The organism is Pedobacter faecalis, from assembly GCF_030182585.1.
Lineage (GTDB): Bacteria > Bacteroidota > Bacteroidia > Sphingobacteriales > Sphingobacteriaceae > Pedobacter > Pedobacter faecalis.
In genome coordinates, this window is record NZ_JARXOW010000001.1 from 1085354 (window position 1) to 1108336 (window position 22983).

The following is a 22983-nucleotide window of genomic DNA, read 5'->3' on the forward strand; positions in this document are numbered from 1 at the left end:
TCCTATTCCAAACTCAGGTTTTGTATATTGTACCCCGTATTGCAGAATACACCAACTTAAACACACTGTATGAGAACCTATTTTTTTTGTCTGATGTCCGTTTTGTTGACGGTCGGGACCGCATTTGCAAAGCCCTCGCCGGTAAAAATTGGCAGACTGGAATGCGAGCAGCTTTCTAATCCCCTTGCCATCGATCGTTTACAACCGGTATTGAGCTGGCAACTAACTTCTGACGAGAAAGATAAGCGTCAAAGCGCCTATCGTGTGCTGGTAGCCAGCAGCCTGGCATTGCTGCAGCAGGAAAAAGGTGACTATTGGGACACTGGCATGCTTAAGTCGGCCAACTCCACGCAAATTCAATATAAGGGTAAGCCTCTTACTTCAGGGACGACATTATTCTGGAAGGTGATGGTATGGGATGAAAACAATGAGCCATCAGAATGGAGCGCACTGGCATCCTGGACCATGGGCTTGCTAGCTGCGGGCGACTGGAAGGCGAAATGGATCGGCACGGCGCCAACGCCCTTTCCGGATTCGGCGATAACTTATCCCTCACCGTATTTCCGCAAAGAGTTCGTGGCAGGAAAAGAAATACAAAAAGCAACGGTTTATGTGAGTGGTTTGGGGTTTTATGAACTATTTCTGAACGGGAAAAGAATTGGCGATCAGGTGCTGGCGCCTGCGGTGACCAACTACGATAGAAGACCTCTAAAGAGGTTGCTTTACCCCTACGACGACCAGTCGACACAACGCGTGTTTTACAATACCTTCGACGTTACAACCGCACTGAACTTAAAAAAGAACGCGATAGGCATGCAACTTGGCAATGGCTGGTACAACCAGCGCGACCGCACGGTGGAGGGCCATATGTGGTACGACACGCCACGATTGATCTTCCAGCTGGAAATTCTGTATACCGACGGCAGCAAAGCGACGATAGTTTCCGACGAAACCTGGAAAACGCGTACAGGACCTCTGCTGAAGGATGGAATATTTACGGGAGAGATTTATGATGCGCGACTGGAACTGGGCAACTGGGCCAGCGCAGGGTACCAGGATGCAAAATGGAAGCCGGCGACGCTTGTTCGGGCACCTACGGGCAGTCTGCACCCACAAACAGCGCCTTTCGATAAAGTGATGCGCACGCTTGTTCCGACATTTGACGGGAAGTTGAACGACTCGGTGTACCGGTACAGCTTGCCCGAAACAGTAGCTGGCTGGGCGTCCATCGAGGTAAAAGGAAAAGCGGGAAGCACGCTGAAAATAAGATATGTAAGTGAAGAAGCCGAAGATTACGGACAGTTTGACACCTATATTCTGAAAGGTGAGGGTACAGAAACCTGGGAACCGAAATTTACCTGGCATGCATTCAGGTATATTGAAGTGACTTCGAAAGATGTGGCCCTGAATAAGGAAAGCCTCAAGGTAAAAGACGTGTACACAGCGGTAGTCCCGGACGGTGAGTTTGAGTGCTCAAATCCGTTTTTTAATAAAATCAATTCGGCTTATCTGAAAACGCAGCAGGCCAACTTTCATGGAAGCGTGAGCAGCGATTGCCCGCACCGCGAAAGGCTGGGATACACGGGCGACGGGCAGGTGATTGTGGGAAGCTCTATTTTTAGTTACGACATGCGGCAATTTTACCGCAAGTGGCTGGACGACATGGACGATGCGCGTAATAAGAAAACGGGTTTTGTGACGCACACGGCCCCTTTTGGCGGTGGTGGCGGCGGACCAGCTTGGGGGTCGGCATACGTGATTATGCCTTGGGCATATTTCAATTATTATGGGGATACCACCATACTGACCCGTCACTATACCGGCATGAAACAATGGGTGGAGTATTTGCAAACCCGGACAAACGAGAAGGGCTTGATATCGAGAGAAGAACCTGGCGGGTGGTGTTTGGGCGACTGGTGCACTCCTGGCAATGTTGAAGTACCATCGGAACTGGTCAACACCGCTTATTTCTACCATGTCACCAACCTGATGACTGGCATTGCAAACGTGCTTGGCAAAGGCGACGATCAACTTAAGTTTTCGGAACTAGCTAAGGATATTAAGAAGAACTTTAACGCCGCATACTATAATGCATCCGGGCAGACCTACTGGGAAGGCCGGCAGGGCGCAGATGTTTTTGCCCTGGCTTTCGGACTGGTACCAGCAGAACGCTATGATACTGTCTTTGCAAGCCTGCTGGCGCATTTGAAAAAAATAAATTATCACTTTGACTCAGGCATATTGGGTACCCCCCTGCTTTTGAATGTGCTGAGTGCAAACGATCGGGACGATATTGCATACGAGTTGATGAATCAGAAGGATTTCCCAAGCTTTGGTTACCTGCTTGACGAAAAAAACAGCACACTATGGGAATCCTGGAACGGAGATGGCTCGAGATGTCACCCCATGTTCGGAAGCGTAGTAGAATGGTTTTATACCGGTTTGGCTGGAATAAAAGTAGATCAGGCTGCGCCCGGCATGAACCACTTCGTGATAGCGCCTAAGACCGTCACTGAGCTGGACCATTGTAAGGCGTCGTACAGAAGTCCCTTTGGCCGAATACGCTCAGAATGGAAGCGCTCGGGCAATGGAACTATGAAAGTGCTTATCGAAGTACCAGTAAATGCTTCGGCGACTTTTGTACTACCCGGCGGGGCGCAACGGGCAAAGGATACATCGGGCGCTGAACTGCAGGCAAGAAAAGTAGACAACAAGTATGTCATGGAATTTCAATCGGGCATCCATGAGTTCGAAGTGCTGTAACCACTCCAGAATCGTGTGCCGGCAACGATTGCGTAGATTTCCCTGCCGGGAGACGATAACTTGGTGCTTAATTGTGTAATATTGTTTATGATCAAGAGGTTATATACGCTATCCACCGCCATACTGCTTGCTTCAAGTACCCCTGCTTTAAGCCAGATTAAACCGGCATTGGGGATTGTGTCTTCGCTCGAAAACGATGCTCTCCTCCACGAGTCGGGTTTCCATCTGATCGGTGAATCCGTTGGGAATCTGCTCTCGCCGAACATTTCGCGGGCTGACTTTCTCATTAAACTTCAAGCTTTGAAGAAAGCTCGATGCCAGGTGCATATGTGTAACACTTTTTTTCCCGGGCAACTTAAAATCGCGGGTGATAAAGTCAATGAGCAAACGGTTCTGGCTTATGCCGACACTGTTTTCAGCAGGGCATCGCAGGCAGGGATTTATGCCATTGTACTTGGCAGCGGTGGTGCCAGAAGGTTGCCGGAGGGATATGACGTTAAAAAAGCGATCGCAGATTTCATCAAATTATCAGGGAAGCTGGCAGTTCTGGCGAAGGTACATGGCGTTAAAATATTTCTGGAAGCTTTGAACAGTACTGAAACGAACTTCATCACGACCTTAAAAGATGCGGCCTACATCGTTAATTCGGTAAACCATAAGAACTTTAGGCTTAATGCCGATATCTATCATATGCTAAAAGAAAATGAACCCGCGCAGCATATTATCGATGCGGGTTCAATCATTGAATATTGTGAGATCGCGGAGAAGGATGAACGGACCTACCCCGGCTTTAAAGGAGACGATTTTGTACCCTATCTGAAAGCACTACAGAAGATAAAGTATCAGGGGCCCATATTTATTGAAGGGCGGTGGACTGATCTGAAAACGGAAGCTCCTTTGGCCAAAGCGTATATGACCAGTCAGCTTCAATTAGCGGCCACATCTCCCACCGCAGCAGCAGCACAGACAGCTCAGTTGAAGATAAAAGTTTCGAATTCGAAAGATGATACCGTGAAGATACAAACGCCTTTAGATGGCACCTGGTTTTTTCAGCAGGCCAAGGCGCATGTACTGGGTCGCGACAGTTCAGTGAGCGTTTCTGTTCCGCTGACACGCGCAACCTGGGTTCGTATCAACGGTTATTTCATTATTGTGGAGCCGGGCCTTACCAACATCTGGTTCGACGATAGCCTTGACAAGCCCCTGCGCAGCGTTGATCGTAATATGGAGGGGATCAGGCTATTTGCTGAACGGAATACGGAATTTTATCAAACAGTTGCCAAAGCATATTATAAGAAAGATAGCACAGCGGCAGGTTTGATCAAACTGATTGAGCAGGACAGACGTGCACAGTTGGAGCCCTATAGCAAGCTGCTGAGTGCCAAAAAAATCTCGACCGCTTTTTACAGTGAGATAGACCATTACCTGAAGGTACAGGCCAATATCCTGGAGGCTGCCATACCTATGATCGTTTTTTCAGAGACCAAAAAACTTAACGCTGACCTCGATCGCATGTGGGCGGCGGCATACACGAAGCTTCCGCTGGAAGATATACAAAACACCTTTAATCCAGACTTCTTTTACCATGCCGACTACTATGCTTTCACGTATCTGACCTACTATTTGCCGTTAAAACAAGGTAAAAAGCTGGATGTAAAAGACGAATCAGCTTATCTAAAATTGAAATATGAAGGCCTGTCCAAGACATTCAAAGGAAAAATGCGTGAGTTTATGCTGGCTAGCTTTGTGCGTAATGAAATGATGCAGAACAGATTTCAACCGGTGCTTTTAGAACTGTTTGCCGACTTTCAGCGTCAGTACCCGCACAGTGCTTACACGGCATACATGAAGTCTTATGCCAGGTCAATCGAGTCATTTCTGGCCAGCAAGCAAGCCCAACCCGGCACAAAGCAAAAGATCATTCCGGAGTATGGAAAAGTTGATTCCTTTGAGCAGCTATTAGGCAAATTTAAAGGGAAAGATGTCTTTATTGATGTGTGGGCCACCTGGTGTGGACCATGCAAAGAAGAGTTTAAATATGGTAAGGAATTGGCTCAATTTTTAGATAGTAATAACGTGGAAATGCTGTTTATCTCCACAGACAAAGATGAGGCAGACGAGCAGTGGAAAACCATGATCAAATATTACCAGCTGGATGGATGGCATGTGAGAACAAACAAAAGTCTGCTGCAGGATATGTTGAACAAGTTTTGGGACGGTAAGGGTTACGCTATACCACGATATATCCTGGTGAGCGATGGCAAGGTTGTGAATCCGAACATGTTGAGACCGAGCGATAAAGAGAAACTTTACAACCAGGTAGAAAGTCTGCTGGGCAAGTAAGATATCGGACTTTTACCAGAATCTGTAAATAATTATTTATACTTGGACTGTCCGTTTTGCCTATAAGCATTCGAACAGAAAGATGGCCATAGAACCCCTTAAAAATGAGAAAGAACTCATAGCAGAAATTGCTTCGGGTAATCAACGCGCTTTCACTGAGCTGTTTGAGGCTTATTACGCGCCTATCGGGGAATATGTATTAAAACTGACCAAGTCCATCGATATCACTGAGGAAATTGTTCAGGATACCTTTGTAAAAATATGGCTGAAACGGGCTGACCTACCAGCGATCGGAAGCTTTACCAACTATCTGTTTATTTTGTGCCGCAACCGTACCATGGACCATTTAAGAAAGGAAGCAAAGGAACGTATAGCAAAAGCCGAACTGGAAAACATGCTTCTGGAAGATTTTGCGGCCGACGGACCCGAGCATGCGCTGGAACGGTACAGGGAATTGATTGACAGGGCCGTAGATAAACTCCCTGCCCAGGCAAAGCGGGTGTATATTTTAAGCAGACACGACCGATACAAACACGATGAGATTGCTTTGCAGCTCGGAATCTCTCCGGAGACGGTAAAAAAGCACATTCAGTATGCGGTAGCCTTTATAAAATCAGAACTTAAGTCGGGCACCGACCTGGTGATACTGAGTGTCGTTCTCAGTCCCTTGATCTTAACCTGATCTTTTTAAAAAAATCTTTCCGCCCACTACCCCCTTTTTTTGAGTCCTGCGTCTTTATCACGAATCGGCACCAACCGGTACCGACAAAGACATGAAAGATACAAGACTAAGCGTTTTATTTAACAAATATTTTGACGACCAGGCTACCGAGGCAGAGACCGGCGAATTATTATCTTTTGCCAGGTCGGGCGAGCATGACGAGGAGCTTCAGCAACTCATAACTGCACGGTGGGACACCTTTAAACCGAAAGATAATCCCTTTGATGAGGCAGCAAAAAAAAGAATGCTTTCTGCCATTTATCAGTCGGACAAAAACACCTTGAAGATAGTTAAGGGCGGCGCCAAATGGCCCCGGATTGCCATCGCAGCAGCAATTGCTACGATTATTCTTTCGTTCGGCATTTGGCTCAACTACAAGCCCGATCAAATATCTTACGCAAATGATATCGCTCCGGGCAAACAGGGCGCAACGCTCACTTTAGCTAATGGCAAGAAGATCAGCCTGAAAAATATGGGCAATGGAGAACTAGCCCGGGAAGCTGGCGTAATGATCAGCAAATCGGCAAACGGCCAGCTTGTGTACACCCTTACCGATGCCGATGCCGAAACAAACCAGTTCAATACCTTATCTACTGCCCCGGGCGAGACTTACCAGGTGCGCCTACCAGATGGCTCGGTAGTTTGGTTGAACGCGGCTTCCAGTTTAACGTATGCGACGAAGCTTGCAAAAGAAGGCAAACGCAAGGTTAAACTTGAGGGCGAAGGTTATTTCGAGGTCGCAAAAGATCAGGAAATTCCATTTATCGTTGAGAGCGGCAGCCACCAGGTAGAGGTACTTGGCACGCATTTCAATATCAACAGTTACGCCGATGAGGGGAGCATCAAAACAACCCTGCTGGAAGGAAGTGTACGTGTGAACGGAAAAGTGATACTGAAGCCTAACCAGCAATCGGTTGCAACTTCCGGGAGCCCTATCCAGGTTAGCCCGGTCGACGTTAACGCGACCGTGGACTGGAAGAACGGGGATTTCATATTTAAGCGTGAAAGCTTAGCACATATCATGCGCGAGGTCGCCAGATGGTATAACGTAGAGGTCAGTTATGACCCGGATGTAGATGTGAACCAAACCTTCAGCGGGCTGGTTTCCAGGTCTAAGAATATTTCTGAGGTCTTAATCAGTATAGAATCAACAAAGAAATTAAAGTTCAGTGTTGAGGGAAGGCATGTATTCGTCTCAAAATAAAGCTTCGGGAACCAATGATTATTTAATATAAATCAACCAAACCAAACAAACATGAAAAAACTCTACAACAGCGACCCTTAACCCGCAGCCTGATTTATAACAATCCGGACTCCGGTGGCAACCGGAATCCGGATATGTTCAGATGCATTCATGCGCACCCGAGCGGGCTCGGGTATTGCAAAAACAACTATTAGTGAACAATTGTGTAGTGCTGCACACCTTGGATAGTATCAGGCGCTACACAGTAATAAGTAAAAATATGAAATTTTACATTAAAAGCCTATACCGGCCGAAAGCGGGTATGGCGAAAATATTGCTGGTAATGAAGCTAATAATAGTCTTACTAACGACCGCAATTTTACAAGTAAGTGCCAGCTCCTATGGTCAGAATGTGACCTTGAAAAGAGACAACACAGAACTTGTAAAAATATTCACCGAACTGAGGAAGCAAACCGGCTACGACTTTTTCTATAGCGATCAAATGATGGAAGATGCGATACCGGTAACGCTCCATCTTAAAAATGTGCCTATCGAAAAGGCCCTGGAGCTATGTTTTAAAGACCAGCCCCTCTCTTACACGATCAATAACAAAATCGTAACGGTAAAACTTAGAGAGAAGAGCATATTCGACAGGATCATAGACAGATTCCAGGCCATAGATATCTATGGGCGAGTGATGGACGAGTCTGGAACACCATTAGTCGGAGCATCAGTAAAAGTTAAAAACAAGAAACAGGTAACCACAACCGATTCTAAAGGCGAGTTTACCCTTAAAGGGGTCGACGAGAAAGCAATCCTGGTGATCAGCTACGTGGGCTACGAAGATCAGGAAGTAAGTATTTCAAATCCTCCGGGAAATCTACAGATCTATCTGAAGGCCTCAGTGTCAGGTCTTGAAGAGATACAAGTTACCATCAATACCGGTTACCAGCAAATCAAGCCCGAACAAAGCACAGGAAGTATATCGGTGCTCAACAGGAAGGAATACGAGAGCCGGATCAATACCACCGATTTTTTAACCGGACTGCAGAACAAGATCCCTGGGCTGCTCATCAATAACGATATCACGTTTGAAGGCAACAACCTTTTCCAGATCCGCGGTATCTCTACAATTACGGGTAACAAGAGTCCGCTTATCATCCTCGATGGCTATCCTACTGACCTTTCCCTGCAAATGATTGATCCTAACGAAATAGAATCCGTCACCGTCCTTAAAGACGCAGCTGCAGCCACCATTTATGGTGCCCGCTCTTCCAATGGTGTCATCATCGTAGAGCGTAAAAAAGCAAAAATCGGCAACACGCAGGTACAGTTCAGAAGCACCGCAGGCTTCAGGCCCAAAGAAGACTACACCCGTTACCGCTGGGCCGATAATGCCTCGGAGATCGTCACCAATTATGAAAAGATTAAAAATATGAACGCCGCAGCAAACCTATGGGCAAGACATAAAACGGCACAAGGCGGCATAAATAATTACAGTCCCGGAGTGCTGATCATGCACCACTGGCGTTCATCAACCGGCGCCATATCGGAAGAGGAGCGCGACCGGCAACTGGCAGAACTTGCTTCATATAATAATGCTGCCGACTATAGCGACCTGTTCCTGCGCAGTTCTTCAGATCAGACCTACAATCTCGACTTATCCGGCGGTACTGATCGCGTCCTGTACTATGTTACGGCCAATTACACAGGCAGAAACGCCACACAGGTAAAAAATGACGATGGAATTTTTCGTCTATCGGGTCGCAGCACAGTAAAAATATCCAATAAACTGTCGGTCGAACTCAACACCGATCTACAGAGCATCAACAAAACGACGGTGCCGCTGCCCGACATCAATAAAGTAATGCCATACGAACGCTTTCAGGATGCGGCGGGCAATCCGGCTGCCCTGTACCAGCTTTCAAAAGTAACTCCAATTTATAATGAATACATCATGTCGCTCGGATTGCGCGACAACCTGTACTATCCGCTTCGGGAAATGAACGAAGTGAGCGACAAGACACGCGGAAGCAATAACCGTGTAACCACCAATTTCCGGTACAACACAGGTAATGGCCTTAATTTCAGTGTAGGTGGCGTATTCGAGAGCGCCCGGACCGATATCAGGCACCTGGCCTCGGAAAACTCTGCCGAGGTCAACCAGATCGTAAATTATTACACCAAGCCCGGCACAGGCGGCGCATTGATTTACAACGTCCCGCGCGGTGCTTTCCTCAAGCAGACAACAGCCTCAACCCAGGGTTTTACCTTAAGGACGCAGGCCAATTATGATAAAGAAGTGGCTAAAGATCACATGATTAATGTTATACTGGGCGCTGAAATGCGTAAAACGGTCAACAACTCTAACCTGGCGTCGTATTTTGGATATAACGACCAGACCCTGATTAATCAGGCTGTTGATTTCAGGGCGATCACCAACAACTTCGGTCCAACTTACGCCAATATCAACGGGCCCCAGGCTTATAACAACCTTTTCAAACACACCTATCTCGACGACAGGTACGTATCAGGTTACTCCAACCTGGTTTATTCCTACAAGAGCAAATACTCTGCTACTGGTAGTATCCGGATAGACCAGTCAAACCTTTTTGGTAACGACCCCAAGTATAAGTACAAGCCACTCTGGTCGGTAGGCGCGGCATGGAACATTAATAAAGAAGATTTTATGCAAAACCTGGCCTGGGTGCGGTCGCTCAAACTCAGAGCTGCCTACGGTTTTAACGGCAACGTTGCCAAGGAAGCGCTTCCGGAAGTTATTGCATCCGATGGACTTAACACCTTAAATCCATCACTATCCATTCCAAACCTAAGTCTGCTGGCATACGCCAACAGTGGTCTGCGGTGGGAACAAACCCGCAACTTTAACCTTGGTCTCGACTACGAGCTCTTCAAAGGAATCCGAGGGGGTATCGACTTTTATCAGAAACAAAGTACTGATGTCCTTGCGATCAATCAGATCGATGCTTCCAAGGGAGGTACGTCGGCCCTCATAAACGAAGCTTCCATACGTAACCGTGGTATAGAGCTGAATCTTCAGGCCGACTGGATCACCCGTCGCAGGTTTAACTGGAATACCGGTTTCGTGCTGGCCAACAACACCAGCAAAGTATTGCAGGTGTACAACGTCAACATCAACGACAAGAGTCCGTCATGGCAATATGTAGCCGGGGCCAATTCCAATTATGTGAAAGGCTATGCCGTAGGAACCATATTCAACTACCGGTATGCCAGACTCGATGAAACAGGGTATCCGATGATTTACGATAAAGATGGCAATGCAAAACGCTATCACACCAACGACGCGGGCATCGACGACCTGTCTTACGCCGGCAGCTCCATCCCTGTCATCAACTTCGGGATCAGTAACCGGGTCGACATCGGCAACTTCTATGCCTATGCCATGGTCAACTACTTCGGAAACTTCAAAACAAAAGTGCCAATCCCCGATGCCTCAATGGTTCGCCCCCTCCAGGGTGCCGACAATTATTGGAAACAAGCTGGCGACGAGGCCGATCCTAACATGCTTCCCGATGTGACGTCTTCCATGGGTGCGCAGTATTACTTCTTCCTGGCGGGTACCGACAGGTATACGGTAAACGGCTCCTATCTTACTTTGGGCGATCTTACTGCGGCCTATAGTTTCCGCGGAAGTGCATTCCTGAAGCGGGTAAAATTGAGCAACCTCGAAATCAGGGCACAGGCCTCCAATGTATTCACTGTTGGATTTAATGATTACAACTACAGCGTAGCTACCGGCTCCTACGCCAAGTCATACATGACGCCAACATACACAGGTTCCCTGTTAGTCAACTTTTAAACCGTCAACACAAAAAATTATATAGCGATGAAAAGTATAATCAAAAAATGGTCTGCACTCCTGCTGCTTCCATTGTTCGTGTTAAGCTCGTGCGACAAATACCTTGACGTACAGCCAAAAGGCAAAAGATTACTGAAGTCGATCGGCGACTTTAACCTCTGGCTCGACAATACCACTGCACTTGCCTATGCCATTCCCAATGAAATCAATATGCTCGATGATCGTCTTGATCTTGCGACCATAAAAACGCCCCCTTCGGGCACAAGCGACCTGATCTATGTCTGGGCGCAGCAGTATGCCGCCGAAACGTTTACCGCACCGGTTATATGGAAAGACTTCTACGAAACCATCTATTATTTCAATACCGTAATTCTGGAGATTGATGGCGCAGTAGGAGGAAGCGAGGAGCAGAAGAAAAGCCTGAAGGCAGAAGCATTGCTTGGCAGGGCATTCAGCTACCTGTACCTGGTCAACCTCTACGGCAAACCGTACAATCCGGCTACGGCCGGGCAGGACCTCGCCGTGCCTTTCGTAACGTCCAACGACCTCAACACACCTACACCAGACCGGTCTACCGTAAAGGAAATTTATGATCATATCATTGCTGATATCGAAGCGGCCTTGCCGGCACTTCCCAAAAACAACAATCCCAATCGGTTCAGGGGCTCTATTGCCGCAGGGTACAGCATCCTGGCGCGTACCTATCTGTATATGGGCGACTATCCCAAGGCGGCAGCCAACGCGCAACTGGCGCTCGATAATGGTCAGAATACCGGTCTCGACTACTCCGTCATGCCAAGTGCATCGGGCATCAGCAACCTGGTGAACCGCCCCGGCGCTATTTACGGACGCTTATTGAAGACCACCTATACCACTTATACCCCAACGCTGAGCTTTATGAAGACTTTCAATACCAAAGACCTTAGGCTAGCCTATTACTACCTCTATACAACCGACTACAGCTTTACCAAGCGGGGCGAACCTATGCATTTTGCTATGGGCATCAATTATTCCAATGCTTTTCCCAACTGTGGCACCACAGTAGAGGAGATGCGGCTGATCATGGCCGAAAGTGCTGCCAGAGGGGGCGACCTCCCCAAGGCTATCGAGGAGCTTCATCAGGTACGCAAAACACGCTTTAAGCCGGCCGACTATCAGAAGTTCGAGTCGGCCGACAAAGAATTGGTGCTTCAGAAAGTTCTTACAGAGCGAAGTTTAGAGTTCGCCTTCAATGCCATGCGCTGGTTTGATATGCGCCGGCTCGATGCAGAAGGACGCATGCCGGCGGTAAACCGTTACGACGGGCAGAACAACCTCATCGCCACCCTGCCGCCGCGAAGCAATAAATACACCCTGCAGATCCCGATGCAGGTCATGTATTTCAATCCGGGCTGGACTCAAAACGCCTGGGACTAAACTACAGATCAACAACGCATTAAAAATCAGAGCATTGAAAGAGAGTATCATTAAAATAGAACATCTGTCGCATCGCTATAGCAGTTCCTGGGCCATTCGCGACATCAATATGGAAATCAACCATAGCGGCATCGTAGGCCTGCTGGGTTCCAATGGTGCGGGCAAATCGACCACCATGAATATCCTGTGTGGTGCGCTCAACCAGACCGAGGGAAAGGTATACATCAACGGTATCGATATCCGTGAGCAACCCGAACTGGCCAAACGGCATATCGGTTTCCTGCCCCAAACCCCGCCCCTGTACATGGACCTTACGGTAGATGAATACCTGAAGTACTGCGCAGAACTGCGGTTAATCCCCCGCAACAAGATCCGGTCGGCCGTCGACGAGGCCAAGGAACGCTGCGGTATTGCGCATTTCAGCAGCAGGCTGATCGGCAATTTGTCGGGCGGGTACCGGCAGCGGGTGGGCATAGCCCAGGCCATCATCCATCACCCCAAAGTAGTGGTGCTAGATGAGCCCACCAATGGACTTGATCCCAACCAGATCATCGAGGTAAGAGCGCTGATCAAGGAGATCTCAGCCGACCGCCTAGTTATTTTCTCCTCCCATATCTTAACCGAAGTGCAGGTGCTTTGCAAAGACATCAAAATGATCGAAGGCGGCAGGATCGTGTTTTCCGACACCATGGATGCCTTCAATAACTATGCAGAGCCACACAGCCTGCTGCTCAGTATGGAAAACCCACCAATTGCCGAAGAACTATTGCGTATAGAAGGCGCAACAAAGGTTGAATTTATTACCGGGCGGCAGCTCCGTCTGCATTTCAGTGGCGACCAGGAGATTACCGAGCGGGTCATTGCCGCCAGCATGCAGAACGGCTGGAAACTGAGGGAAATCAGTATCGATAAGAGTGCCCTCGACGAGATCTTTAAACAACTATCGGCCAAATCTTCATAACCCATACCTCCAAAACAGATACTTCATGAACATGATATTTAAAGTTGCTAGAACAGAGATCAAAACCCTGTTTTACTCTCCTATTGCCTGGTTTTTAATGGTCGTATTTCTGATCCAGTGCGCGCTGGCCTATCTCAAAGTACTCGATTATTTTACCGGCATGCAGGAAAGAGGCGGACCCAACCTAGATTATCTGGCGCCGCTTACGTTCAACATCTTTTCAGAGCCCCGCGGGGGGATGTTCAATAAAGTGATGCAGAACTTATACCTCTACATCCCTTTGCTCACCATGGGCCTCATCAGCCGAGAAATTAACGGTGGCACCATCAAGCTGCTGTATTCCTCACCCGTCAAAGTCAGCGAAATCATTTTTGGAAAGTACCTCGCTATGGTAATATACAGTCTCGTGCTGATCGGCATCGTCGGTATTTTCATTGTAGCGGGTGCGTTTCATATTTCCGGGGTCGATTATGGCCTGCTCGTCTCAGCCGTGCTCGGCTTTTTCCTGCTGCTTTGTGCGTATTCCGCCATCGGCTTATTTATGTCCTGCCTCACCACCTACCAGGTGGTGGCGGCGGTCAGCACCTTCGTCATGATCGGTATTCTGAGTTATATCGGTACACTCTGGCAGGAGTACGACTTTTTCAGGGACATCACCTATTTCCTCTCCCTGTCGGGCCGAACCAACCATATGCTCAACGGACTAATCACCACAAAAGATCTGATCTACTTCCTGATCATTATCTATATTTTCCTTGGGCTGAGTATATACAAACTCCGGGCAGGCCGCGAATCTAAGTCGGCCCTATTCAAAGCAGGACGCTATGTAGGCGTAGTGCTCTCTGCACTTGTGGTCGGCTATATTTCTTCCCGTCCGGGCATGATCGGCTATCTCGATACCACAGCCGGTAAAACGAATACGTTAAGTCCGCAGGTCCAGAAGATCGTAAAGGATTTCGGAAAAGATGAACTGGAAGTCACATTGTACAACAACCTGCTCGACAACTACAGCTACCTCGGCATGCCCTCAGGGCGCAATCGCTTTCTGGCCATGTGGGAGCGTTACGTCAGGTTCAAACCCGACATCAAATTCAATTACGTGATGTATTACGACGAGCCCCTCGATGCCGCCTATATGATGCAGGCCTACAAGGGCAAGTCGCTCAAAGAGATCGCCGAAATGAACGCTAAGAGTTCCAAGATCGACCTAAGCCGGTTTAAAACCCCTGAAGAGATCAGCAAGGTGGTCGACCTGAAGCCGGAACTGAACCGTTTTGTGATGCAGCTGAAGTACAAGGACAAAACCACCTTCCTCCGTATCTTCAAGGACATGATGATCTTTCCCTCCGAGACTGAATTTTCCGCAGCCTTCAAGCGTTTGCAACAGGCCAGAATACCTAAAATCGCTTTTCTAAGCGGCAACCTGGAGCGGAGTATTAATAAGAGCGGCGACCGGGAGTACGAGAACCTGACCAACCTTAAAACCTTCCGCCACGCGCTAATCAACCAAGGCTTTGATGTAGACACGATATCGGTAGCCGGGGACGAAGTCCCGGCCTGGGTTTCCACGCTGGTTATTGCCGACCCGAAAACTGACCTGCCGGCCACCACCTTGTCGGCCGTCCAACGATATATCGATAAGGGCGGCAACCTGCTCATCATGGGTGAGCCCGGCAAGCAGCAGGTGCTGAACCCGTTGCTTAAGCAGTTCGGCGTGCAGCTGATCGATGGGGTAGTTGCACAGCCGAGCAGCGATCTGGCACCCGATCTGGTGCTGAATGCGCTTACCCCCCAGGCGGCTACATTTACCCGTAGTGCCCTGAAGATCTATGCAGACACCATACCTGTTTCAACACCTGGTGTAACGGGACTAACCTACAGCACAGGAGGAGCGTATACGATCAAACCTCTGCTTGTCACCAGTAAAGATAAAAGCTGGCTGAAGAAAGGAAAAATGGTCGCCGATTCGGCCGATATTGTTTTTTCTCCTCAGGATGGAGACGAAAAGATTTCCCTTGCGACAGCACTTTCGCTGACCCGCAAGGTGCAAGGCAAAGAGCAGCGGGTTGTCATTACAGGAGATGCCGACCTGATGAGCAATTCAGAGCTGCGCCGCTATAATGTCAAGACCTCCAATTTTGTATTTAATACGGCGGTCTTCAGTTGGCTCAGCTACGGAGAATTTCCTATTGATGCGTCAAGGCCGGATGCGAAAGATAATCGTCTTCTCGTAAGCTCCGAGCAGGTAAGCCTATTAAATATTCTCTTTGTCTGGGTGTTACCTGCTCTTGTTTTGGTTGCAGGAAGCATTTTGCTGATCAGGAGAAAGCGGAAATAACATGACGTTTTTCAAAACAGATAAGCAAACGCTGGACGACCTCAACATTTTTGGACGGCAGGGAAGCGATTCCGTATATTCAATCTTTAACCGCTGCGCTACACGAGGTGGCGCAGCGGTTCTTGAAGAAATGTTCCGGTACCCCCTGGCAAATGAAACATCCATAAAGCGTCGCTGTGGCATCATCCAGTATTTTTCAAGCCTTGAAGCACCATTCCCTTTCCCGCTTGCAAGTTTCGACGCCATAGAGCCATACCTGGCCAACACGGATGAGCGGACCAGGATTTCTGCCCAGAACCGTACCATTGGGGCTAAGCTCGGCAACCTGATTGCAGTCAATACGGAAACATCGATCATTCATCAGGGGATTACGGCTTTGGCTGAGCTGCTTAAAACCCTATACGATTTTGTTTCGTCCTTAAATCTGAGCGGGGACGACGGTTACTATACTGAGGCCAGGGAGATAGTCGCGCTCTTGAAAGACCAGGTGTTTCATCCGGTTCTAAACCAACCGGAGGGAAAGTTGGCCGAAGAAACTTTATCCAGTTATGACGGTGTTTTCCGTTTTAGCCACAAGGATACCGTGCAAAAATTACTCAGATACATTTACCATCTGGATGTATACCTCGCGGCAGGTAAAGTTGCCAGGGAGCGGAAACTCTGCTTTCCCTCCCTTGTAGCTTCAGTCGACTGTACGACAATCGAGGGCCTGTATCATCCCCTGGTCCAAAATGCAGTACCAAACTCCGTACAGATTGATGGAGAAAACAACGTGATCTTCCTAACCGGAGCCAATATGGCGGGGAAGTCTACTTTCATGAAGTCGCTGGGCATTGCCATGTTTCTTGCACATATGGGTTTCCCGGTAGCTGCTAAACGCATGGAATTCTCTGTAATGGACGGGATTTTCACCAACATTAACCTGCCCGACAACCTTAGTATGGGGGCCAGCCACTTTTATGCAGAGGTTCTGAGGTTAAAAAAAATAGCCAAAGAACTGGCCAGTGGAGCTAAGTTGTTCGTCGTATTCGACGAGCTTTTCAGGGGCACTAACGTTAAAGACGCCTATGAAGCCACTTTAGCCATCACGAGCGCTTTTGCCCGCAAGCGAAATGGTATGTTCGTCATATCGACGCACATCATCGAAGCAGGCCAGGTATTGCGTGAAAAGCACCAGAACATCCGGTTCATCTATCTGCCCACCCTGATGCAAGGTTCTAAGCCTGTTTATACATACAGGCTGGAAGAGGGTATTACGGACGACCGGCATGGCATGCTGATCATTAATAACGAACGGATAATTGAGATACTTGAGGCAGGAATAAAGATCCATAACAACATATAAATGAGCTTTATAGCAGATAAACAAACGCTTAATGACCTGAATCTGGCAGGAAGATTTACTCCTAACTCCATATTCAGCCTTTTTAATAAAACAAAAACCACCGGTGGCGAACGGCTGTTGCAGGAGATGTTCAAAACGCCGCTCACAAACCCTGAAGATATCAACCAGCGAAGCAGCATCATTCAGTTTTTTCAGCAAGCAGGATTGACGTTTCCGCTGGACGGGCCAATTTTTGATGCGGCAGGAAATCACATGGCCTTAGGCACATCCCCGAACAGGACGAGTGGCCTGATAAATCTGATGCTAAAAAAAGCATCTGCCGCCTTACTGCGCGACGACAAGTTCCAGCGGATGGTCGACGGGCTTTCGGCCACTGTGGAAGTCCTGAACAAGCTCCGGGACTTCTGGGAAAAACTTGGACAACAAATTGACAGCAGCCCCTACAACAACACCTGGGAGCTATTTGGACCTATATTTTCAGATGCCCGGCTGGCAAGCCTTATCAGGGAAAATGAGGTAGCAGGGTGGCCTTTAGTCAAGCTGGCCAGGTACGACCACCTGATGCGTCACGTGCTGCGTAAAGAGATCGAGCTTTTGTTCGACGAAGTTTGCCGTTTAGACGTTTACATTGCTGTTGCCCAGGTATCCCATGCGAAGGGTTTTTCCTTTGCAGAAGCATTGCCCAAAGAAAAAAATGAATACCGCAGTTCTGCCCTGCGGCATCCCATGCTCGAGAAAGCCGTCGCGAATCCTTTGTCCTTTAAAGAATCTTCTAACCTACTGTTCCTTACTGGTGCAAATATGGCTGGTAAATCTACGCTCATGAAAGCCTTCGGAATCTCTGTATACCTTGCACACATGGGTTTCCCGGTCGCGGCCGAGGACATGGTGTTTTCCGTAAAAGACGGCATCTATTCCTCCGTAAACGTACCTGACAACATTCAACTCGGACTAAGCCATTTTTATGCGGAAGTGCTCCGTGTAAAGCATGTAGCCCAAGAAGTGGCATCGGGCAAAAATCTCGTGGTTATTTTCGACGAGCTCTTTAAAGGCACCAATGTGAAGGACGCTTATGATGGTACGCTTGCGGTTACACAGGCCTTCGCCCGCTATACTCGTTGCTGCTTTTTAGTGTCTACACATATTGTGGAAGTAGGCGAAGCCTTATCGGCCCAAACAGCAGGCGTTCAGTTTGCTTACCTGCCGACCGTCATGGCCGGCAGCAAACCTACGTACACCTACAGGCTCGAACAAGGAATCAGTTCAGACCGACAAGGCATGTTAATTATTCAGAACGAAGGAATACTTGAGTTGCTTGAAGAAAAATGAATATACGCCCATGACTTTTACGCAAATGCACCTACTCTCGGTCGCGCAGAATTACAAGATTTCGTTGAGCTATACGCCTTCCATTAACCTTGATGTTTCCTTTGCAGATGGCTATCTTTTTTAAAGGATAGTCGTTCATAATGGCTGCCAGAGCATTTCGGTCATCCGTAACAAGCCATTTTGATTCAGCTTGATACACGATCAAACATGACTTAAAATTCTGCGCTTCTGATATTAAATCCTGCATGCAGGTAGATTGTGCGCATTCCCGTAACCGATTGGTGCTAAAACCAAATTGTGTTAATGTATCAGCTTTTACTTTCCTTGCATCCTCGGCGACCTTAGCCTGCGAATGCCGTCCTTCTACTTCAGGCAGATATTGCACGATGTGATTTCGTGCAAGCTTGTCGCCATCCACACTAAGATCGGCTAACTTGCCGTTTCCCCCGGCACTGATACGTCTTTCAGTCGAAAGAAGCGAATCAATGGGTTGTGAACTGTGTAAACGATCCCCTTCGCCTTTCCGGATCGCTTTTACGGGACTGCTTTGAACGGGACTGCGCTCAAACTGTGCTGGGCTGCCCCCTGTGAAGGTTTCAACAAGCACACTCTGCGTGGTCGTCACCGCCTTTTTCACCATACCGGCATCTGTCGACGATACCGTCAATGTGATCAGTACAGTTGTAACCATACTCAATGTTAGAACTCCTTTTTCCATAACATTTAAACTTTGATTATTATTAGATACTATACGTCTTACGCGTCCGACAATGCCCGATTTCCTTCCGGAAAGACCCATAGCCATAGCGTGCTTCGTATCACTATATTGCTGGCAACTCAGCAGCGCCTGAATATAAGTCCGCTTGTCGCCCGTTTTGCTGACAGCCATTTCGTCACAGCAGTGCTCTCGTTCTGCTTTTATCAACGCAGAAAGCCAGAGCAGCGCAGGATTGAAAAAGAAGATAATCTCGACCACCTGCTGAAATATATTGACCATATAGTCGCTTCTATGGATGTGGCTAAGCTCATGAAGTAGGATAGCTTCCACCTCCGCGACAGAAAGCCTATTAAGCAGTCCGATAGGGATAAGGATCATTGGCTTTAAATAGCCAATTGTCATAGGGCTTTTAGCTAGGCCAGACTGGAGGATGGCCACTTTTCTCCTGATGCCCAGAGCTACCGAAAGCTCCTCAAGTTTTGTTTCCCAATGCCTGCCGGCAGCCCTCACCTGTGTGCGCCTTATCATGTAAACATGGTGGAGCCCAGCCACAAACCCCAGGTATTTGATGCAGATCACCAGGAACCAGATTAGTACCACAGTCGACGAGTGAGCGTTGAGGTAGTCGTAAACACTAAAAAATAAACTTTCAATGCTGGTGTCCGCGGATGTCTGGGCAGGTGATCCATCTTCGGCGGCAACGAAATTTATGGCTGACGGCGACTGCCCGCTTGAATGAGCTTTGCTAAGCTGGACGTTGAAAGTCATCAGTACTGCGATAATAAACGCCGAAAAGCAAACAATAAGCAACTTATACCGGAGGGCCGCACTTGCCTTTTTTGTGAGAACGACTGTAACCGCCGCGACCAGGGCGACAGCCAGACCTTGCCACAAAGAATGAATTAAGGTTGCGCAAATGGCTTTTGCGATCTGTGCAGTTAAGAAGTTCGGCAGCTCAAGTTCCATGTGATGGGCTATTTTTGCTGATCAAGCTTTTTCAGCAAGGCTTTAATTTCCTCGCGCTCCTTAACCGAGGTGCTGCTGTTGCCCAGCAACTGCAGCACCAGGTTGGTTGCAGAACCCTTATAAATGGAATCAACAAACCTTTGAAGCAAAAAACGCTTGGTCTTCTCTTCCGCTTCTGCTACATGGTACACATGAGTCATATGGCTCTGGTCTCGCTTCAGGATCGACTTATCGACCATGATCTGCATGAGCTTCAGCGTAGAGGTATACTTGATCTCCCGGTTTTCACTAAGTTTATCGTTAACAAACCTGACCGTGGAGGGACCGTACTCCCAAAGTACCTGAAGGATTTCCAGTTCGGATTTTGTGGGCTCAAATTTGCCAAAGCGATTTTCCTGATGTTCCATACCACCAAGATACGAATAATTTCGTACGAAACAAGAGGTAGCTCACTTTTTGTCTATAATATTTCCGAAAGCTTCTTTTCCAAATCTTCTCCGCGTAAATCCAAGGCAACGATCTTACCGGATGGGTCGATTAAGAAATTCTGAGGGATGCTTTTAATACCGTACAGTTGAGCAACGTCATTTCCCCAATATTTCAGATCAGATACCTGCGTCCATTCCAGACCATCAGCTTTGATGGCCTTGATCCAGTCGGCCGCCTTCCCCGGCCTGTCGAGCGACACGCCGATAACCGTAAAATTCTTATCCTTAAACTTGTTATAAGCCTTCACAACATACGGGTTTTCTGCCCGGCAAGGCACACACCAGGAGGCCCAGAAATCGATCAGCACATATTTTCCTCTGAAGTCGGCAAGTCGTACAGGATTTCCGTCAGGATCATTTTGAACGAAAAGCGGGGCCTGTTGCCCTACCCTAACCGCCTTTTGCTTATCAAGCAGCGCTTTATATTCCCGGCCAACGATGCTTTGCTTTACTCGAGCCGACAGCCCATTGAAAATTGGCTCTGTCTCCTGCACGTTGATCACGGAGCCACCTGCTTCCCTAAGCACAATAAGGCTTACAAACGAGTCGGGATGACCCTTCACGAATTTGTGCTGCAAAGATCTACGGAATGCACCTGCCTCGTTATAGGCTGCCACAATTGCCTTTTGAAAGGCAGCATCCTTTTTCTGTTCGGCAGTGGCCAACCTGCTTTTTTCGCTCACCTTGTTGATCATCAGTTCAGCCGGGCGAATCATCTTTTTGTATGCTGCATATTCCTGGTTGATCAGCGAACCTGGAATCCGGGCGTTCTTCAAAGAGTCTTCCGACAATATCTGGATAGCACCAGGCTCCAGGTAAATCATCTCCATATCAGATGCAGAGGTTGTTTTGGCGAACCCGGCTCCCTTGTGGTCAATGATTAGCCTGGCCGGGACTGGCTCCTGGATTGTGCCTTTAAATTTAAAGCTACCACCTTTCAACAGAGCAGAATCAGTTACAACCTGTCCGCCGTTTTGATATAATAGATAGGCTTTTGCAGGCGCGCTTTCATTCCCCACTTTGCCGGTGAGGGTAAAATTGCGCTGGGCTTGTGCAACAATTGGCAGTACTGAGAACAGGCTTATAATAAGTATTTTCATGTTAAGGATACAGATACTAATAGTTATGACTAAGGTTTGCATTGTAATTGGTGGCGCTTTGCGGAAATGGAAATATCCATAACGGCGATTCCGGGCTGAGCGAATAGGTGTTACCTTCAATTGTCCGCGTGATGGCAGGCTTATATTGCGGATCCGTTGTCAGACGCTTAAGATTGAAATAGTTACGCATGGTAAACAGCAGTTCGATGCGTCGGGTCCTTCCGAGCAAAGCCATTGCCCCTGCTTCTGTGCTGGCCGATACCGGGGCGTACGTATTGGGATGTATGCGGTTTTGCCGGATCAGATTGATAATCTCCAAAGCGCCATCCAGATCGCCAGCGCGTAGCAGACATTCAGCTTTGATCAGATACGTATCGCTGGTGGTTAGGCCGGCGGTATTAATGGCATAAGGCGTTGCGGAATTGAGCCACAGTTTGGAGGTCGGCAGACCGCTGAAAGGGTTGCCGCTGGGATAATACGGCTTTACATAATGGTGGATGATGTTACCAGGCTCATAGATTTGTTCCGTTATCTCCAGACTCGGTGTGCTAAGCAGCGGATTTCCGCCTTGTGCCATATAAAAGAGGTTTTCCTGTGCGGTTGCCTGAGGCTTGCCGAAAGCTGCCGTTCCAACCGGCGCAAACAGTCTGTCGTTACTGATGAAACTGTTGATCGCCAGGCTTTTATTTGCTTCAGAAAGCGCTTCCGGATATCTGCGGAGCGACATCAGCACAGTCGCCTTCACCGCATGGGCAAAGCCAAGGCCAACACGCATGTTATTTTTTGGCGTAGCCGGAAGGCGGTTTAGCTGAAAGCCTGCATCAATATCTGCGAGGATGTTGGCATAAACCTCTGCGACGGTACTTTTCCGGTTTGGCTCAATGGTAGAATTGTCTTCCTTCACATAAGGCACACCCCCATCAGTTGAAGCAGTTGCCGGATCATAAGCCTTTGCGTACAGGTTAACCAGCATATAGTGCATGTAAGCCCGCAAAATATAGGACTCGGCTTTGTACTGTTCCGCCAGCGCACGATCGCCAGTCGCCACGTCTGCATTTTTAAGCACTACGTTATAGACATTGTTGATCAGAAAATACATCTTCTCGTACTTTACATCGGTTACCGCCAGCAATTTGCGGTCTACACTTTCATCGTAAACCGTATAGGCATAATGGAGCGTTTGCGGTTTAGCGCTGAGGAGTGAAGGAATGTTGGTAGAATATGCGTAGGTATCGTTGACCAGGTTACCCACATCGTAAGCTGAAAATGCTGCCTGGGCGGTTGTTTTGGCCGACAAGGTATCGCCGGTAGCAGAATTACTTGTATAATTGAAATTCAGGAGCAGGTCCAGATCCGACACCCGGTTAAGGATATTGCTGCCTTTAGGCGTTATTTCGGTGAATTTCTTGCAGGCGGGCAGACCAAAACTTAAACCCGCAATCGCAAATATGATGATGAATGTTTTTTTCAT

The 22983-nt window shown here is 48.1% G+C and carries 14 protein-coding genes; 10 read left to right on the forward strand and 4 right to left on the reverse strand.

The genetic code is table 11. The features are described from left to right. The first annotated feature begins 69 nt into the window (after positions 1 to 69). The 10 genes from QEP07_RS04865 to QEP07_RS04910 all read left to right on the forward strand — a co-directional run bounded on the left by QEP07_RS04865 (position 70) and on the right by QEP07_RS04910 (position 18240). Positions 70 to 2763, forward strand: a complete 2694-nt coding sequence (locus QEP07_RS04865) for a family 78 glycoside hydrolase catalytic domain (RefSeq protein ID WP_285008808.1) — start codon at positions 70 to 72, stop codon at positions 2761 to 2763. 87 nt (positions 2764 to 2850) lie between these two features. Next, a complete protein-coding gene (locus QEP07_RS04870; RefSeq protein ID WP_285008809.1) occupies positions 2851 to 5106 on the forward strand; it encodes a TIM barrel protein in 2256 nt (751 codons plus the stop codon). A gap of 82 nt (positions 5107 to 5188) precedes the next feature. Beyond that, on the forward strand, positions 5189 to 5788 hold the full coding sequence (locus QEP07_RS04875; RefSeq protein WP_285008810.1) for an RNA polymerase sigma factor: 600 nt from the start codon (positions 5189 to 5191) through the stop codon (positions 5786 to 5788). Positions 5789 to 5879: 91 nt separating this feature from the next. After that, positions 5880 to 7031, forward strand: a complete 1152-nt coding sequence (locus QEP07_RS04880; RefSeq protein WP_285008811.1) for a FecR family protein — start codon at positions 5880 to 5882, stop codon at positions 7029 to 7031. A gap of 259 nt (positions 7032 to 7290) precedes the next feature. Further along, positions 7291 to 10851: a SusC/RagA family TonB-linked outer membrane protein gene (locus QEP07_RS04885; protein WP_285008812.1), complete on the forward strand. Its 3561-nt coding sequence runs from the start codon at positions 7291 to 7293 to the stop codon at positions 10849 to 10851. Between the two features lie 27 nt (positions 10852 to 10878). Continuing rightward, complete coding sequence (locus QEP07_RS04890; RefSeq protein WP_285008813.1) at positions 10879 to 12267, forward strand: RagB/SusD family nutrient uptake outer membrane protein; 1389 nt, start codon at positions 10879 to 10881, stop codon at positions 12265 to 12267. A gap of 34 nt (positions 12268 to 12301) precedes the next feature. Beyond that, entirely contained in the window at positions 12302 to 13228 is a 927-nt protein-coding gene (locus tag QEP07_RS04895; protein WP_285008814.1) for an ABC transporter ATP-binding protein, read from the forward strand. Positions 13229 to 13253: 25 nt separating this feature from the next. Further along, positions 13254 to 15566 carry a Gldg family protein gene (locus tag QEP07_RS04900; protein ID WP_285008815.1) on the forward strand — a complete coding sequence of 771 codons (2313 nt, stop codon included), beginning with the start codon at positions 13254 to 13256 and terminating at the stop codon, positions 15564 to 15566. Position 15567: 1 nt separating this feature from the next. Next, on the forward strand, positions 15568 to 16911 hold the full coding sequence (locus tag QEP07_RS04905; RefSeq protein ID WP_285008816.1) for a MutS-related protein: 1344 nt from the start codon (positions 15568 to 15570) through the stop codon (positions 16909 to 16911). Then, a complete protein-coding gene (locus tag QEP07_RS04910; RefSeq protein WP_285008817.1) occupies positions 16912 to 18240 on the forward strand; it encodes a MutS-related protein in 1329 nt (442 codons plus the stop codon). It begins immediately after the preceding gene. Positions 18241 to 18271: 31 nt separating this feature from the next. On the opposite strand, the gene QEP07_RS04915 is transcribed toward QEP07_RS04910, so the two are convergent. From QEP07_RS04915 to QEP07_RS04930, 4 genes are read right to left on the reverse strand one after another with little or no spacing between them, the layout of a single operon-like run. Continuing rightward, positions 18272 to 19924, reverse strand: a complete 1653-nt coding sequence (locus QEP07_RS04915) for a M56 family metallopeptidase (protein WP_285008818.1) — start codon at positions 19922 to 19924, stop codon at positions 18272 to 18274. A gap of 8 nt (positions 19925 to 19932) precedes the next feature. Then, on the reverse strand, positions 19933 to 20331 hold the full coding sequence (locus QEP07_RS04920; RefSeq protein ID WP_256004840.1) for a BlaI/MecI/CopY family transcriptional regulator: 399 nt from the start codon (positions 20329 to 20331) through the stop codon (positions 19933 to 19935). A gap of 53 nt (positions 20332 to 20384) precedes the next feature. Further along, positions 20385 to 21512, reverse strand: coding sequence for a TlpA disulfide reductase family protein (locus QEP07_RS04925; RefSeq protein ID WP_285008819.1), 1128 nt, complete (start codon positions 21510 to 21512; stop codon positions 20385 to 20387). Between the two features lie 16 nt (positions 21513 to 21528). Next, on the reverse strand, positions 21529 to 22983 hold the full coding sequence (locus tag QEP07_RS04930; RefSeq protein ID WP_285008820.1) for a RagB/SusD family nutrient uptake outer membrane protein: 1455 nt from the start codon (positions 22981 to 22983) through the stop codon (positions 21529 to 21531).

What these genes read in the sequence shown, in the direction of transcription:
- QEP07_RS04865 (WP_285008808.1), top strand. Translation starts at nt 70, where the DNA reads ATGAGAACCTATTTTTTTTGTCTGATGTCCGTTTTGTTGACGGTCGGG.
- QEP07_RS04870 (WP_285008809.1), top strand. Translation starts at nt 2,851, where the DNA reads ATGATCAAGAGGTTATATACGCTATCCACCGCCATACTGCTTGCTTCA.
- QEP07_RS04875 (WP_285008810.1), top strand. Translation starts at nt 5,189, where the DNA reads ATGGCCATAGAACCCCTTAAAAATGAGAAAGAACTCATAGCAGAAATT.
- QEP07_RS04880 (WP_285008811.1), top strand. Translation starts at nt 5,880, where the DNA reads ATGAAAGATACAAGACTAAGCGTTTTATTTAACAAATATTTTGACGAC.
- QEP07_RS04885 (WP_285008812.1), top strand. Translation starts at nt 7,291, where the DNA reads ATGAAATTTTACATTAAAAGCCTATACCGGCCGAAAGCGGGTATGGCG.
- QEP07_RS04890 (WP_285008813.1), top strand. Translation starts at nt 10,879, where the DNA reads ATGAAAAGTATAATCAAAAAATGGTCTGCACTCCTGCTGCTTCCATTG.
- QEP07_RS04900 (WP_285008815.1), top strand. Translation starts at nt 13,254, where the DNA reads ATGAACATGATATTTAAAGTTGCTAGAACAGAGATCAAAACCCTGTTT.
- QEP07_RS04905 (WP_285008816.1), top strand. Translation starts at nt 15,568, where the DNA reads ATGACGTTTTTCAAAACAGATAAGCAAACGCTGGACGACCTCAACATT.
- QEP07_RS04910 (WP_285008817.1), top strand. Translation starts at nt 16,912, where the DNA reads ATGAGCTTTATAGCAGATAAACAAACGCTTAATGACCTGAATCTGGCA.
- QEP07_RS04915 (WP_285008818.1), bottom strand. Translation starts at nt 19,924, where the DNA reads ATGGAACTTGAGCTGCCGAACTTCTTAACTGCACAGATCGCAAAAGCC.
- QEP07_RS04920 (WP_256004840.1), bottom strand. Translation starts at nt 20,331, where the DNA reads ATGGAACATCAGGAAAATCGCTTTGGCAAATTTGAGCCCACAAAATCC.
- QEP07_RS04925 (WP_285008819.1), bottom strand. Translation starts at nt 21,512, where the DNA reads ATGAAAATACTTATTATAAGCCTGTTCTCAGTACTGCCAATTGTTGCA.
- QEP07_RS04930 (WP_285008820.1), bottom strand. Translation starts at nt 22,983, where the DNA reads ATGAAAAAAACATTCATCATCATATTTGCGATTGCGGGTTTAAGTTTT.